Source organism: Mesorhizobium sp. YM1C-6-2, assembly GCF_003666685.1.
Classification (GTDB): Bacteria; Pseudomonadota; Alphaproteobacteria; order Rhizobiales; family Rhizobiaceae; genus Mesorhizobium_K.
The window spans coordinates 868,062-882,088 of record NZ_RCIZ01000001.1 but is presented as its reverse complement, the minus strand read 5'-3'; the positions used below and the strand labels follow the sequence as shown (position 1 = coordinate 882,088).

At 65.6% G+C, this 14,027-nt stretch carries 14 protein-coding genes; 2 read left to right on the top strand and 12 right to left on the bottom strand.

Translation table 11 applies throughout. The features are described from left to right. Positions 1 to 147 precede the first annotated feature (147 nt). Complete coding sequence (locus D8676_RS04225; RefSeq protein ID WP_121579553.1) at positions 148 to 996, top strand: transporter substrate-binding domain-containing protein; 849 nt, start codon at positions 148 to 150, stop codon at positions 994 to 996. 12 nt (positions 997 to 1,008) lie between these two features. Here D8676_RS04225 and D8676_RS04220 read toward each other — a convergent pair whose 3' ends face one another. Then, complete coding sequence (locus D8676_RS04220; protein WP_147448147.1) at positions 1,009 to 1,359, bottom strand: hypothetical protein; 351 nt, start codon at positions 1,357 to 1,359, stop codon at positions 1,009 to 1,011. A 93-nt stretch (positions 1,360 to 1,452) separates the two neighbouring features. Then, a complete protein-coding gene (locus D8676_RS04215) occupies positions 1,453 to 1,866 on the bottom strand; it encodes a tellurite resistance TerB family protein (RefSeq protein WP_121579551.1) in 414 nt (137 codons plus the stop codon). A 163-nt stretch (positions 1,867 to 2,029) separates the two neighbouring features. Here D8676_RS04215 and D8676_RS04210 point away from each other — a divergent pair, with 163 nt between their 5' ends. Further along, the gene (locus D8676_RS04210; protein WP_121579550.1) at positions 2,030 to 3,682 is read left to right on the top strand and encodes a lysine--tRNA ligase; all 1,653 of its coding nucleotides are present in this window, start codon (positions 2,030 to 2,032) and stop codon (positions 3,680 to 3,682) included. 6 nt (positions 3,683 to 3,688) lie between these two features. Here the strand turns inward: D8676_RS04210 and D8676_RS04205 are convergent, their stop codons facing one another. The 10 genes from D8676_RS04205 to D8676_RS04160 all read right to left on the bottom strand — a co-directional run bounded on the left by D8676_RS04205 (position 3,689) and on the right by D8676_RS04160 (position 13,993). Continuing rightward, positions 3,689 to 4,681, bottom strand: a complete 993-nt coding sequence (locus D8676_RS04205) for a thermonuclease family protein (RefSeq protein WP_183096966.1) — start codon at positions 4,679 to 4,681, stop codon at positions 3,689 to 3,691. A gap of 27 nt (positions 4,682 to 4,708) precedes the next feature. After that, positions 4,709 to 5,362 (bottom strand): helix-turn-helix transcriptional regulator, encoded by a 654-nt coding sequence (locus D8676_RS04200; RefSeq protein ID WP_121579549.1) that lies wholly within the window; start codon positions 5,360 to 5,362, stop codon positions 4,709 to 4,711. 104 nt (positions 5,363 to 5,466) lie between these two features. Beyond that, complete coding sequence (locus tag D8676_RS04195; protein WP_121579548.1) at positions 5,467 to 6,024, bottom strand: thioesterase family protein; 558 nt, start codon at positions 6,022 to 6,024, stop codon at positions 5,467 to 5,469. A 143-nt stretch (positions 6,025 to 6,167) separates the two neighbouring features. Further along, positions 6,168 to 8,387 carry an FAD-dependent oxidoreductase gene (locus D8676_RS04190; protein ID WP_121579547.1) on the bottom strand — a complete coding sequence of 740 codons (2,220 nt, stop codon included), beginning with the start codon at positions 8,385 to 8,387 and terminating at the stop codon, positions 6,168 to 6,170. Then, entirely contained in the window at positions 8,384 to 9,052 is a 669-nt protein-coding gene (locus D8676_RS04185) for an FMN-binding negative transcriptional regulator (protein WP_121579546.1), read from the bottom strand. Before D8676_RS04185 ends, D8676_RS04190 begins: the two co-directional genes overlap by 4 nt. A 9-nt stretch (positions 9,053 to 9,061) precedes the next feature. Next, positions 9,062 to 10,270 carry an acetyl-CoA C-acetyltransferase gene (locus D8676_RS04180; protein ID WP_121579545.1) on the bottom strand — a complete coding sequence of 403 codons (1,209 nt, stop codon included), beginning with the start codon at positions 10,268 to 10,270 and terminating at the stop codon, positions 9,062 to 9,064. Continuing rightward, on the bottom strand, positions 10,263 to 10,748 hold the full coding sequence (locus D8676_RS04175) for an OsmC family protein (protein WP_121579544.1): 486 nt from the start codon (positions 10,746 to 10,748) through the stop codon (positions 10,263 to 10,265). Before D8676_RS04175 ends, D8676_RS04180 begins: the two co-directional genes overlap by 8 nt. 8 nt (positions 10,749 to 10,756) lie before the next feature. Then, the gene (locus tag D8676_RS04170; protein WP_121579543.1) at positions 10,757 to 11,926 is read right to left on the bottom strand and encodes an acyl-CoA dehydrogenase family protein; all 1,170 of its coding nucleotides are present in this window, start codon (positions 11,924 to 11,926) and stop codon (positions 10,757 to 10,759) included. 4 nt (positions 11,927 to 11,930) lie between these two features. Next, entirely contained in the window at positions 11,931 to 12,170 is a 240-nt protein-coding gene (locus D8676_RS04165) for a hypothetical protein (protein ID WP_121579542.1), read from the bottom strand. A 26-nt stretch (positions 12,171 to 12,196) separates the two neighbouring features. Next, positions 12,197 to 13,993 carry an acyl-CoA dehydrogenase C-terminal domain-containing protein gene (locus D8676_RS04160; protein WP_121579541.1) on the bottom strand — a complete coding sequence of 599 codons (1,797 nt, stop codon included), beginning with the start codon at positions 13,991 to 13,993 and terminating at the stop codon, positions 12,197 to 12,199. Positions 13,994 to 14,027: the final 34 nt, after the last annotated feature.

The window sequence follows — 14,027 nt, the reverse complement described above, 5'->3', positions numbered from 1 at the left end:
GCGAGAACGGGGTAGGGCCAGGTGGAACGGGTTGCGCGAATTTCGTTGTGAACCGGCGCTTTTCATAGCAAAAGCGCCTTTCCGGTCGCGTAAAAATTTTTTCCGGCCGACCCGGAGCAAACGCGCGAGCCATTGGTGCAGCCGAATATGCGAATCAAGCTTCGACCCATAATCATGGCGCTCGCCGCGGCAGCTTTCCTTTACGGCAGCGCGCAGGCCGCCGAGCAGCCCCCGGCCCCGATGTTCTGGGACATGAAGGAACGGCTGCCGAAGCCGGACCTCAGCGCGCGGACGCGGCTGCGCTTCCTGACGACGACCGACTTCCCGCCCTTCAACTATCTCGATCGCGACGGCCGCCTTTCCGGCTTCCACATCGACCTCCTGCGCGCCATCTGCGTCGAGCTCGGCATCCCCGACAAATGCCAGATCCAGGCGATGCCGTGGGAGCAGCTCGACGACGCACTGGAGCGCGGCCGCGGCGAGGCGATCATAGCGGGAATAGCGATCACCGAGGAGACGCGCGCCAAATACGCCTTCTCACGCCCCTATCTGCAGTTTCCCGCCCGCTTCATGATGCCGAAGACGCGCGCCGTCACCGAGCCTATCCACGAGAAGATCCACGGCGAGCGGATCGGCGTCATCGCCGGTTCCGGCCACGAGCGGATGCTGCGCGAATACTTCCCCGACGCGAAGGTGGTGACCTATAGCCGCCAGGAGTGGCTTTATGCCGATCTCAGGGCCGGCAAGATCGCCGGCGCCTTCGGCGACGGGATGCGCTTCGCCTTCTGGCTCGCGGGATCGGAAGCGAGCGGCTGCTGCCGCTTCGTCGGCGGCCCCTACATGGCGCCCGAATATCTCGGCGTCGGCCTCGCACTGGCGACCAAGATCGACGATCCGCAGCTCGCCGCCGCCTTCGACTATGCGCTGCAGCAGATCGCCGTGAAGGGACGCTTCGCGGAACTCTACCTGCGCTATTTTCCGGTCAGCTTCTTCTAGAACTGGCGTCCGCTATTCGTAGCCGGGGAAGGCCTCGGCGCAGGTCAGGTTTGCGCGCCTGATCTCGCGAATGTCGACGCGGCCGCCGCAGGATCGGCCGTAGTCGCCCAGGAACGTGTCGAACAACACCCGATCGCTCATCCAGATCGAGTCGCAGGCCGTCATGGAACCCTCGTAGCAGGCGACCTGGGCCTCGTTGAAGTCAGCGGCCCAGTCACCCGGCTCGGCCAGCCATGGCTCTGCCGCCGCCGGCAAGGCGTCAGTGGCTTGCGCCCTCGCATCGGATTGCAGGAACAGGTGAATGCCGGCAGCGAGCGGGACGACCAGCATTCCGGAGGCACGGCGACAAGCAGGGCTCACCATCGTCCCCTATCCTTCCAGCGGTACCAAGTGCGGAATCTAGCCGGAAACGACGTCAAGGCCAACCGTAATCGCGGGCAGCGGGACGGCCAGCCTTCAGGTGAGGCTGCGGTGGCGCGCCTTGCTGGCGCGCTCGATCGCCGCAACGGTCAGCGGGTCGACCGCAAGCTCGCTGCGCAGGAGCTGGAGAACGCGCAACTCCTCCATGCGCATTTCGAGATCGACGGCCGCGACCTCGAAAGCCGCGGCATAGGCCGTCTCGTGGAGATGCAGCGGTATCGCGCCTTGCGCGAGGGATATCACCTTCTGGAGACCGCCATCCTGATGGAGCAACTTCTGGCAATCCTGCGCAATCTTGACGAGCTTTTCGGCATCGAAATCCTCGAAGATCGGCCAGGTCTGCACCACCTCGCCGATCCGCGCCAGTTCGACGTCGGTCATGTCGCGGTCAGACGCCGAGGTCACGACCATCAGATAGATCAGCGCCTCGTGGGCGGTCGGCTTCTTCATCTCATTCTCCGTCAATCGACCTTGCCTAGCTAGGGAGCCGCCGGCGCGTCCGCAACGAAAAAACAGCGGAATCGTTGACGCACGGGGCAGCGTTCCATAGAGCATGCCGGCAAAGCCAGGCGGAAGCCGGCAGAAAATCGATATCGTTCGGGATAGTTCAGTCATGGCGGCTCCAGCCAGCATCGATCTCAATCCGCAAATGCTCGCGGCGGCGGCCGAGAGCCGCGCCTGGCCGTTCGAGGAAGCGAAAAAGATCATCGCCCGCTACAAGGGCCGCGACTATCCGGAGACGGTGCTGTTCGAGACGGGCTACGGGCCGTCGGGCCTGCCGCATATCGGCACGTTCGGCGAGGTGGCGCGCACCACCATGGTGCGCCACGCCTTCCGCGTGCTGACCGAGGACAAGGTCAAGACCAAGCTGCTCTGCTTCTCCGACGACATGGACGGGATGCGCAAGATTCCGGACAACGTGCCGGACCCGGAGGCGCTGAAGCCCTACCTGCATATGCCGCTGACCGTCGTGCCCAATCCGTTCGGCGGCGACTATGAGAGCTTCGGCCATCACAACAACGCGATGCTCAGGCGCTTCCTCGACACGTTCGGCTTCGACTACGAGTTCGCCAGCGCGACCGAGTACTACAAGTCCGGCCGCTTCGACGCGATGCTTCTCAAGACCGCCGAGAAGTACGACGCGATCATGAAGGTCATGCTGCCGACGCTGGGTGAGGAGCGGCAGGCGACCTACAGCCCCTTCCTGCCGATCTCGCCGAAGTCGGGACGCGTGCTCTACGTGCCGATGAAGAAGGTCGACGCCAAGGCCGGCACCATCACCTTCGACGACGAAGACGGCGAGGAGACGACGCTCGAAGTCACCGGCGGCCGCGTGAAGCTGCAGTGGAAGCCCGACTTCGGCATGCGCTGGGCGGCGCTCGGCGTCGACTTCGAGATGTTCGGCAAGGACCACCAGACCAACGCCGCCATCTACGACAAGATCTGCACCATCCTCGGCGGGCGCGCGCCGGAGCATTTCGTCTACGAACTCTTCCTCGACGAGATCGGCCAGAAGATCTCGAAGTCGAAGGGCAACGGGCTGACCATCGACGAATGGCTGACCTACGCGCCGACCGAGAGCCTCGGCCTCTATATGTACCAGCGGCCCCGGCAGGCGAAGAAGCTCTATTTCGACGTCATTCCGAAGGCGGTGGACGAGTACTACAGCTTCCTGTCGGCCTATCCGCGGCAGGAGTGGAAGGAGCGGCTCGGCAATCCGGTCTGGCACATGCATGACGGCAACCCGCCTGACATCCAACTGCCCGTCTCCTTCGCGCTGCTGTTGAACCTCGTCAGCGCCTCGAACGCGCATGACCGGGGCGTGCTGTGGGGCTTCATCTCGCGCCATGCGCCCGGCGTGACGCCGGAGACGCATCCGGAGCTCGACCGGCTGACGGGATACGCGATCCGCTATTTCGACGATTTCGTGAAGCCGACCAAGGTCTACCGCGCGCCCGACGAGGTCGAGCAGCAGGCTCTGGCGGCGCTGGAGAAGGCGCTCGGCGATCTGCCCGGCGACGCCGACGGCGAGGCGATCCAGAACGCGGCGCTCAACGTGGCGCGAAAGATCGAGCGCTACCAGGATCATTCCAAGCAGAGCCCGGAAGGCGGGCCCGGCGTGTCGGTGGCCTTCTTCCAGATGATCTACCAGGTGCTGATCGGGCAGGAGCGGGGTCCGCGCTTCGGCTCCTTCGCCGCGCTCTACGGCGTCAGCGAGACGCGCGCGCTGATCGACAAGGCGCTCGCCGGCCAGTTGGCTGCGTAATCCGGATCAGGGTTGCGGCGCGGGCGGAAACGCCTGCTCCAGTCCAAGCGACGGCTGCGGGTCGACCCCCTCCTCCGTCATGATCGGCGGGCTGTCCGTCGGCGCACTCGCCGGAGCATCGGGCACGTCGGCGATGGAGGACGTGTCGGGCGGCGCGCCGAATATGCCCATCCGCGCCGCGCGCGCCGTCTCCTCCGCCTGCACATAGGGGCCGCCGGGCGTGGCCAGCGCCCATCCGTTCGACACCAGCCAGGCGCCGACGTCCTGCTTGGCGAGGCGGCAGCTTGCGCGCATGACCTCCTTGTCCTGCTCCGCCTCGGGGATCTGGCAGACAAGAGCGCGGCCGCGCAGCCAGAACCGGAAGGCGGTGCGCGCCCTCACGCCGCACGGCCAGGACGTGCCCTCATAGGTGCAGCTTTCATCGAGGGCGACGCTCTCCACCCCGTCGATTGCGATCGTGTGACCGCCGGATTCGAACACGGCCGATTCCAGGGCAACCGGCCGGAACAGCGGCTTACCGGCCCAGGGGTTCTTGGGCGGCGGTGGCGGTGGCAGCGCGAGGCTCAGCTGGCTGAGCGGCTCGCGCGGCGCCTCGCGCAGCAGTTCCTCGCCGGCGGCAAGCTCGGGCGGCGCGATGACGGTCGGGTCGATCGTGCGCGACGGCGGCAGGGCCGGCTGGAGTTCCATCGCCTGCGTGTCGGGCTCCACGGACGCCTGCGGCGCACGCAAGGCCTGCGCACCGGATGCGGGTGTTCCCTCGGCGGCTGGCGGGGTTTCTTCCGCCGGTGCTGCCGGCTCGCCCACGTCTGACGAAGCGGCGGGCGGCGGCGCGACATCGGTCGGGGCGACAGGCGCCTCGGCGGCGGCGATCGTCTCGGCGTCGGGCGCTTCCACCGCCACGGGATCGCCGCCGGGCGGGCCTTCCACCATGCGGCCACCCACGAGCACAATCCCGCCGGCAAGCGCCAGCGCGACTGCCGGCAGGATCAGCGCGCGCATCGGTGTACCTTCATGCCGGGTCGCCGCCTACTGGCTCGCCCAGACGATGCGGGCCAGCCACTCGACCTCGCTTGCGGCAAGCCGCCGGTGCGGATGGTCGGGGTTCAGCGAGACGAGATCGACTGTTGTCGTCGTGCGCTTCTCCAGCACCTTGGCCATCACCTCGCCGGAGGTCGTCTTGACCACCACGCGGTCGCCCTTGCGCACGGCGGCGTTGGGCTGCACGACGAGCATGTCGCCGTGACGGTAGAGCGGCAGCATGGAATCGCCCTGCACCTCGAGCGCATAGGAGCCCTCGCCCGCCGCCGCCGGAAGCTCGATCAGGTCCCAGCCTTGCCCGGCCGGAAAGCCGGCGTCGTCGAAGAAGCCGCCGGCGCCCGCCTGTGCGAAGCCGATCAACGGCACGGTCGAAGCCTGCACCGGCAGCGGCGTTGCGGCGGAGCGCGAGGGTTTACCTTCGATCAGCGCGAAAAGTTCGTCGAGCGACGAATTCGTCGCCTCGATGATCTTGGCGAGCGATTCCGTCGACGGCCAGCGGGGACGCCCATCGGCCGACTGCCGCTTCGACTTGTTGAAGGCCGTGGAATCGAGGCCGGCGCGCTTGGCGAGACCGGAAGCCGAAAGCGAATAACGCGCGGCCAAGGCGTCGATCGCAGCCCAGACGCGCTCATGCGAGAGCATGGCTCGTCTCCTTCAAGAGGAAAAAATACCTTGGCGTTCTAGACCGCCCGCCGGGGCCTGTCCAGACGAAATATGCCTATCCCACGTCAGTTCGCCCGGCAGAATCAATCTTTCAGCATCCTCCCTTCCTTCGCCGCCGCGCGCAGGCTGGCATGGGAGGTAATGAAAGCTTTCTCCGCCTCGTTCGGCGGGCGCGCGGTCACCTCGTAGCCCAGTTCTCGGATCACCTCGCCCATGTCGACGAAGCGCCGCGCGGTGCGGTCGTAGACGCCGGCGGTGGTGAGCACGAGGGCGGCGACCTCGCCGTTCTCATGGACGAACTGATGCTTGCCGATGACCTGCGTGCCTTCCCAGGTCTCGATCGACGAGACGACGTCGAAGCGCTGCCAGAGCCTGACCTCGCGCACGAAGGCCGTCTGCACGCCGCCGAGCATCGGCGCCCAGTTGCGCCGCCGCATCAGCGCGAACAGGCCGGAGCGGAAGAAGATGTCGACCCGGCCGAGGTCGGCGAGCATCAGGTAACGTGCATTGTTGAGGTGCAGGTTGAAGTCGATGTCGGTCGGCAGACAGCGGAACGAAAGGCGGCTCTCGCCGCCCGGGCGATAGGGACCGCGCTTGCTTGCCGTTGCCGCCATGCGGGCAAAACGGAGCCAGACATACATTGGAAGCTCCTTTCCTCCTCCCCGTTACAGGGAGAAGGTGGCTGAAGGGTTGGCTGAGGGGCAGCGCGAACCTTCGAAAGCGGCTCCGCCCCTCACCTGCCTGCCGGCATCCTCTCCCCGTGAACGGGGAGAGGAACGCTGAACTATGCCGCCTTGCGTTCGCCGTTCTTCGCGTAGGGGTCGAAGCGCTGGTAGAAGGTCTCGCCCTTCGCAGCCATGTCGATGAGAAGCTTCGGCGGCTTGAACTCCGCGCCATATTTCTTCTGCAGCGCCTTGGCGACGGCGACGAAATCCTTGGCGCCGATGCCGTCGATGTAGGAGAGCGCGCCACCGGTGAAAGGCGCGAAGCCGAAGGCGAGGATCGAGCCGACATCGGCTTCCCGCGGATCGGTGACGATGCCCTCCTCCATGACGCGCGCCGCCTCCAGCGCGATGGTGACGAGGAAGCGCCGCTTCAGCTCCTCATAGTCGACGTCCTCGGCCCGCTTCTGCGGATAGAGGTCCTTGAGGCCGGGCCACAGCTTCTTCTTGGCCGGCTTGGCCGGATAGTCGTAGAATCCCTTGCCGTTCTTGCGGCCACGCCGATCGTGCTTGTCGACCAGCGTGTCGATGAGCTTCACCTGCTCGGGGTCGACCGCCTTCTCGCCGAGGTCGCGGATCGTCTGCTTCATGATCTTCTGCGCAAGGTCGACCGCGATCTCGTCGGCAAGCGCAAGCGGGCCGACCGGCATGCCGGCGGCGCGCGCGGCGTTCTCGATCATCGGCGCCGGCACGCCTTCGATCAGCATCTTGTAGGCTTCCGACATGTAGCGCAGCACGCAGCGGTTGACGTAGAAGCCGCGCGTGTCGTTGACGACCACCGGCGTTTTCTTGATCGCGCGGGCATAATCGATCGCCACGGCCAGCGCCTTCTTTTCGGTCTTCTTGCCGAGGATGATTTCGACCAGCATCATGCGGTCGACCGGTGAGAAGAAATGGATGCCGACGAAATCCTTCGGCCGAACGGAGTTCTTCGCCAGCGCGGTGATCGGGATGGTCGATGTGTTGGAAGCGAAGATCGCGCCTGATTTCAGCACGGCCTCGGCCTTCTCGGTCGTCGCCTTCTTCACCTCGGAATCCTCGAACACCGCCTCGATGACGAGGTCGGCGCCTTCGAGATCGGCGTAATCGGCCGACGGCGTGATCAGCGACAGGAGTTTTTCCTTTTCCTCAGGCTTGGCGCGGCCCTTCTTCACCGCGTCGGAAATCAGCCCGTCCGAATGGGCCTTGCCCTTCTCGGCCGCCGCCATGTCGCGGTCGATGAGCACGACCGGGATGCCGGCCTTGGCGGTGACATAGGCGATGCCCGCGCCCATGAAGCCGGCGCCGATAACGCCGATCTTGGTGAGCCTTGTCTCGGGAATGTCGGCAGGACGGCGCGCGCCCTTGTTGAGCTCCTGGAGCGAGACGAAGAGCGAGCGGATCATCGCCGCGGCTTCCTTCGACTGCAATATCTCGGTGAAATAGCGCTGCTCGATGCGGAGCGCGGTATCGAAGGGCACCAGCAGGCCTTCGTAGACGCATTTCAGGATCGCGGCGGCGGCGGGATAGTTGCCATAGGTCTCGCGGCGCAGGATGGCGATCGCCGGCGGCCAGAGGTTGGCGCCGACCGCCGAATAGATCGGGCCGCCCGGCAGCTTGAAACCCTTATCGTCCCAGGGGGCGACCGGCTTCAGGCCGTTTCTGATCATCGCCTTCGCCGTCTCGACCAGTCTGTCAGCCGGCGCGATCTCGTGGATCAGGCCCATGGCCTTCGCCTTCTGCGGGGTGAGCGTCTGGCCCGAGGTCAGCATCTGCAGCGCCTGCTGCTGGTCGGTCAGCCTGGGCACGCGCTGCGATCCGCCGGCCCCGGGGAAGATGCCTACCTTCACCTCGGGCAGCGCCATGCGGACCTTGTCGCCGTCGGCGGCGACCCGGCCATGGCAGGCGAGCGACAGTTCGAAGGCGCCGCCCATGCAGGTGCCGTTGATCGCAGACACCCAGGGTTTGCCCGATGTCTCGAGCTTGCGCCACAGCCAGCCCATGCGGCCGGCCCCGTCGAAGAGCAGCTTCGTCGCCTTCTCCGGGTCCTTCGCCTTTTCCGCATGGAAGACGCCCAGCATCTTCTGCAGCATGCCGAGATCGGCGCCGCCGGAGAAGGTCTCCTTGCCCGAGGTGAAGACCGCGCCCTTGATGCCCGCGTCCGCAGCCACCCGCTCGATGATCGTCTCGAACTCGTCCATCACCTCCTCGGTGAAGACGTTCATCGAACGGTCGGGCATGTCCCAGGTGACAAGCGCAATGCCGTCGGCGTCGGTGTCGACCGTGAAGTTCTTGTAGCTCATGTCGGATTCACCTTCTGCTTGTCAGCTGCGGCGGCCCTCGCCTGTTCGAGGTCGCGCATCAACGTCGAGATCGACTGCGAATTCTCGGCGGTCTCGGTCGCCAGCCCGGATTGCACGCCCCGGCGATCGCCGTCCGACTTGTGCTGGTTGAGCTTCCAGCTGCCTTCCAACCGCTCGACCGTCAGGCGCAGGCCGACGATCGCCCTTGTCATGCCGTCGATGTATTTCTCCGGGGCGTCCGAGACGGCCCAGGGCATCGTGCGCCCGGCCTCGTTCCGGTCGGTCAGCGCCACCAGATGGGCGAGCAGTTCCGCCGGTGTCTCGATCGTTTCCAGCCTGCCATGCGCATGCACCATGACGTAGGTCCAGGTTGGAACGACGCGACCATGCTCGGCCTTGCTGGCATACCAGCCGGGGTGGATATAGGCCTGCGGCCCCTGGAAGATGACCATCGACTGCGCGCCGGCAAGCTGCCAGTGCGGATTGCCGCGAGCGACATGGAACTCGAGCAGCAGCCCGTCGCCTTCCTCGCGCACGACGACCGGAGCGTGGGTGGCACAGAGCCCGTCAGGCCCCGGCGTGACAATCGCTGCGAACTGGATGTCGCGCATCGCCGCAACCAGCACGTCGCGGCGCTCCTCACGGAACTGCTGGGGGATGTACATGGCCTTCTCCTACACCCGCTCGATGATGGTCGCGGTTCCCATGCCGGCGCCGATGCAGAGCGTCACCAGCGCCGTGTTGAGGTCGCGCCGTTCCAGCTCATCGAGCACCGTGCCGAAGATCATCGCGCCGGTCGCGCCGAGCGGATGGCCCATGGCGATGGCGCCGCCATTCACGTTGATCCTGTCGTGCGGGATGTCGAAAGCCTGCATGTAGCGCAGCACCACCGAGGCGAAGGCCTCGTTGAGCTCGAAGAGGTCGATGTCCGACAGCTTCATCTTCGCGCGCTTCAGGAGTTTTTCCGTCACGTCGACTGGGCCCGTCAGCATCAGCACCGGCTCGGAGCCGATGTTGGCGAAGGCGCGGATTCTGGCGCGCGGCTTCAGGCCCATCATCCTGCCGCCCTTCTTCGATCCGAGCAGCACGCCGGCGGCGCCGTCGACGATGCCGGACGAATTGCCGGCATGGTGGACGTGGTTCACCTCCTCGATCTCGGGATGCTTCTGCACGGCGACCGCATCGAAGCCGCCCATCTCGCCGGGCATGACGAAGGAGGGATTGAGCGAGGCCAGCGCCTGCATGTCCGTGGTCGGTCGCATGTGCTCGTCGCGGTCGAGGATCATCAGCCCGTTCTGGTCCTTGATCGGGATGACGGAATTCTTGAAGCGGCCCTCGTCCCACGCTTTGCCGGCACGCTTCTGGCTCTCCACCGCATAGGCGTCGACGTCGTCGCGGGAGAAGCCGTATTTGGTGGCGATGAGGTCGGCCGAGATGCCCTGCGGCACGAACCAGGCCGGCAGGCCGACCGATGGGTCCATGAACCAGGCGCCGCCCGACATGCCCATGCCGACGCGGCTCATCGATTCGACGCCGCCGGCGATCACGATGTCGTCGGCACCCTGGACGATCTTGGCCGCGCCGAAATTGATGGCGTCGAGGCCGCTGGCGCAGAAGCGGGAGATCTGCATGCCCGGCGCCTTGGTGTCGTAACCGGCCTCGAAGGCGGCGGCGCGCGGGATCACCGCGCCCGCCTCGCCGACCGGATCGACGCAGCCGAAGATGATGTCGTCGACGGTGCCGGTGTCCAGCCCGTTGCGGTCGCGCAGCGACTCCAGCACCCTGGCGCCGAGACGAACCGCTGGCACTTCGTGCAGCGCGCCATCCTTCTTGCCGCGGCCGCGCGGCGTGCGAACGGCGTCATAGACATAGGCTTCAGCCATGACGTGCTTCCTTTCTTGCAGGTTCGAACACGGGCTCGACACGCACGTCGGTCCGGACGGAATTGGCGATGAAGCAGACGTCATGCGCCTTGTGATGCAGTTCATCGAGCGTGGCGCGGTCGGCATCGCAATCAATGCGGGGCCGCAGCGTCACTTTGGTCAGCGCGACGCGGCCTTCCGCGCTCTTCTCCAGAATGCCTTCTGCCGCATCGTGATAGGCAAGCACCGTGACGCCGGCGCGACGGGCCAGATCGAGGAACGAGAGCATGTGGCAGGAGGAAAGTGCTGCCACCATGAGTTCTTCCGGATCGACAGCGGTCGGATCGGCATAGGGCTTCGGCACGACGCCCGGTGACGCGGACGCCCGCACGGAAAGCCCGTTGTCGAAGCAGATTTCATGAACCCGCGAATAACGTCCGGACCGGAAATCCTCTTCCGGGTTGGCCGTCCACTCGATTTCAGCGACATAGTTTGACATGGCTGTCCTCAGAGGCTGCGCGCGATCAGCAGCTTCATGATTTCGTTGGTGCCGCCATAGATGCGCTGCACCCTTGCGTCGCGATACATGCGCGCGATCGGATATTCATTCATGTAGCCATAGCCGCCGAAGAGTTGAAGGCACTCGTCGACGACTTTTCCCTGCAATTCCGACAGCCAGTATTTGGCCATCGAGGCGGTCGCCGGGTCGAGGCCGCTCTTCAGGTGGCGCGCCACGCAGTCGTCGTGGAAGACCTTGCCGATGGTGGCCTCGGTCTTCAGCTCGGCGAGCTTGAACTGGGTGTTCTGGAAATCGGCGATCCTCTGGCCGAAGGCCTTGCGCTCCTTGACATAGGCGATGGTCAGCGCGAGCGCCCGCTCGACCATGGCGACGGCCGACGTGCCGACCATCAGCCGCTCCTGCGGCAGCTGCTCCATGAGCTGGACGAAACCCTGCCCTTCCTCGCTGCCGAGCAGGTTGGCGGTCGGCACGCGGACATCGTTGAAGAATAGCTCCGACGTGTCGTTCGCCTTCATGCCGATCTTGTCGAGGTTGCGGCCGCGCTCGAAACCCTCGACCTCGTCGGTCTCGACGACGACCAGCGAGGTGCCCTTGGCGCCCTTCTCCGGATCGGTCTTGGTCACCACGATGATCAGATTGGCGAGCTGGCCGTTGGTGATGAAGGTCTTCTGGCCGTTGATGCGGTAGCGGTTGCCGTCCTTTTCGGCGCGGGTCCTGACGCCCTGCAGATCGGAACCGGCGCCCGGCTCGGTCATGGCGATGGCGCCGATCAGTTCGCCGGTCGCAAGCCTCGGCAGCCATTTCCGTTTCTGCTCCTCGGAGCCGTAACGGAGGATGTAGGGCGCGACGATGGCGTTGTGCAGCCCAAGTCCGAAGCCGTCGACGCCGACATGGCCGATCGCCTCGATGATCGCGGCGTCATGCGCGAAGCTGCCGCCCGCGCCGCCATACTCCTCCGGCATCGAGGCGCAGAGCAGGCCGGCTGCGCCCGCCTTCCGCCAGCTCGCGCGGTCGACCATACCGTTGTCTTCGAACTCGTCGTAGCGCGGAAGGATCTCTTCCGACATGAAGCGATGCGCCATGTCGTAGAGCATGCCGACATCCTCGCTTCGCCAGGCGGCGGGCGGCAGGTCGAGGATGGCGGCTGGGGTGGTCATTTAATCACTTCAAGGTCCATTTGCCGCGCCGATCAGTTTCAGCAGGCACCATCGTTCCACGCTTTCTCAACTCGGTCGCCGCCCAACGCATGTCGTACTGCCATGTGTAAAACAGGTCGGTGGAACGAAGCTCCTTTTCGTGGTGCTCCCAGATGTACTTTGCAACATAGAGCAAAGTGCCGGCTCCACCCGCTGCTTTGAGAGCCTCCACTACCCAATCAACCAAATCTCCCTTTGTTGCCATTCTTCCCCCCTTTTATTCGTGGAATCTCAAAACGCCTCGGCCGGCAGCGCCATCATGGTGTCGGCGCCGGTCGAGATGCGGGCGAGGTGCGCCGTGGTCTCCGGCATCACCCGCTCCATGAAATAGCGGCCGGTGACGACCTTGCTCTCGTAGAAGGGTGCAGCGTCATCCGCGCCGTTGGCGAGCTTGGCCTGCGCAGCCTTCACCATCCGCGCCCACATATAGCCCAGCGACACAAGGCCGAAGAGATGCATGAAGTCGGTCGAGGCAGCGCCCGCATTGTCGGGCTTGGCCATGGCGTTCTGCACCAGCCACATGGTCGCGGCCTGGAGGTCGTTCAGCCCTTTCTTCAGCGCCTTGGTGAAGGGCGCCATGTTTTCGTCGGCGCGGTTCTCCTCGCAGAACTCGCCGACCTCCTTGAAGAAGGCCTGGATGGCGCGGCCGCCATGCATCGGCAGCTTGCGGCCGACGAGGTCGAGTGCCTGGATGCCGTTGGCGCCCTCGTAGATCATGGCGATGCGGGCATCGCGCACGAACTGGCTCATGCCGTGCTCCTCGATATAGCCGTGGCCGCCGAACACCTGCTGCGCCATCACCGCATGCTCGAAGCCCTTGTCGGTGAGCACGCCCTTGACGATCGGGGTCAGCAGGCCGAGCGCGTCATCGGCCGCCTGGCGGTCCCCATCGTCGGCGGAGCGGTGGGCGATGTCCGACTTCAGCGCCGTCCACAAAGCGAGCGCGCGGCCGGCCTCGTTGTAGGACCTCATGGTCATCAGCGAGCGGCGGATGTCGGGGTGCACGATGATCGGGTCGGCCGGCCTGTCGGGCGCCTTCGGGCCGGAGAGCGAGCGGCCCTGAAGCCGCTCCCTGGCGTAGGCTGCCGCGCCCTGATAGGCGGCTTCGCCCATCGCCAGCCCCTGCAGGCCGACACCGAGGCGCGCCTCGTTCATCATGGTGAACATCGCCTTCAGGCCGCCATTGGCCTCGCCGAGCAGCCAGCCGGTCGCGCCGTCGTAATTCATGACGCAGGTGGCGTTGCCGTGGATGCCCATCTTCTCCTCGATCGAGCCGCAGGAAACGGCATTGCGCTCGCCCGGATCGCCTTCAGCGTCGAGCAGGAATTTCGGCACGATGAAGAGCGAGATGCCCTTGGTGCCCTCGGGCGCGCCCTCGATGCGGGCGAGCACCAGATGCACGATGTTGCCGGCCATGTCGTGCTCGCCGGCCGAGATGAAGATCTTCTGGCCGGAGATCCTGTAGCTGCCGTCGCCGTTGGGGACTGCCTTGGTGCGCAGCAGGCCGAGATCGGTGCCGCAATGCGGCTCGGTGAGGTTCATCGTGCCGGTCCAGCCGCCCTCGACCAGCTTCGGCAGCCAGGTCGCCTTCTGCTCGTCGGTGCCGTGCGTCACGATCGCGGCGATGGCCCCCTGGGTGAGGCCGGCATACATCATCAGCGCCATGTTGCCGGAGATCATGTATTCGGAGACTGCGGTGTGGACCGCATAGGGCAGGCCCTGACCGCCATGCTCGGCGGGAGCCGCGAGCCCCATCCAGCCGCCCTGCCGGTATTCGTCGAAGGCCTCGCGAAAACCCTTGGGTGTCGTCACCGAGCCGTCGTCGTGACGCACGCAGCCTTCGAGGTCGCCGGCGCGATTGGTGGGCTGGATGACATTCTCGGCAAGTTTCGCGGCCTCTGCGAGGATAGCCTCGAGCACATCCGGCGAAGCGTCGGCAAAGCCCGGCAGGTTGGAGTAGCGCTGGTAGCCGAGCACGTCGTCGAGCACAAAGAGCGTGTCGCGCACGGGGGCCGCGTAGGTCGGCATGTCTTCCTCCAGGGCAGTTCTTGCGGCGGGCCGG

Bases quoted from the DNA above. Each gene is read 5' to 3' on its own strand.
- D8676_RS04225 (WP_121579553.1), top strand. From the start codon at position 148: ATGCGAATCAAGCTTCGACCCATAATCATGGCGCTCGCCGCGGCAGCT.
- D8676_RS04220 (WP_147448147.1), bottom strand. From the start codon at position 1,359: ATGGTGAGCCCTGCTTGTCGCCGTGCCTCCGGAATGCTGGTCGTCCCG.
- D8676_RS04215 (WP_121579551.1), bottom strand. From the start codon at position 1,866: ATGAAGAAGCCGACCGCCCACGAGGCGCTGATCTATCTGATGGTCGTG.
- D8676_RS04210 (WP_121579550.1), top strand. From the start codon at position 2,030: ATGGCGGCTCCAGCCAGCATCGATCTCAATCCGCAAATGCTCGCGGCG.
- D8676_RS04205 (WP_183096966.1), bottom strand. From the start codon at position 4,681: ATGCGCGCGCTGATCCTGCCGGCAGTCGCGCTGGCGCTTGCCGGCGGG.
- D8676_RS04200 (WP_121579549.1), bottom strand. From the start codon at position 5,362: ATGCTCTCGCATGAGCGCGTCTGGGCTGCGATCGACGCCTTGGCCGCG.
- D8676_RS04195 (WP_121579548.1), bottom strand. From the start codon at position 6,024: ATGTATGTCTGGCTCCGTTTTGCCCGCATGGCGGCAACGGCAAGCAAG.
- D8676_RS04190 (WP_121579547.1), bottom strand. From the start codon at position 8,387: ATGAGCTACAAGAACTTCACGGTCGACACCGACGCCGACGGCATTGCG.
- D8676_RS04185 (WP_121579546.1), bottom strand. From the start codon at position 9,052: ATGTACATCCCCCAGCAGTTCCGTGAGGAGCGCCGCGACGTGCTGGTT.
- D8676_RS04180 (WP_121579545.1), bottom strand. From the start codon at position 10,270: ATGGCTGAAGCCTATGTCTATGACGCCGTTCGCACGCCGCGCGGCCGC.
- D8676_RS04175 (WP_121579544.1), bottom strand. From the start codon at position 10,748: ATGTCAAACTATGTCGCTGAAATCGAGTGGACGGCCAACCCGGAAGAG.
- D8676_RS04170 (WP_121579543.1), bottom strand. From the start codon at position 11,926: ATGACCACCCCAGCCGCCATCCTCGACCTGCCGCCCGCCGCCTGGCGA.
- D8676_RS04165 (WP_121579542.1), bottom strand. From the start codon at position 12,170: ATGGCAACAAAGGGAGATTTGGTTGATTGGGTAGTGGAGGCTCTCAAA.
- D8676_RS04160 (WP_121579541.1), bottom strand. From the start codon at position 13,993: ATGCCGACCTACGCGGCCCCCGTGCGCGACACGCTCTTTGTGCTCGAC.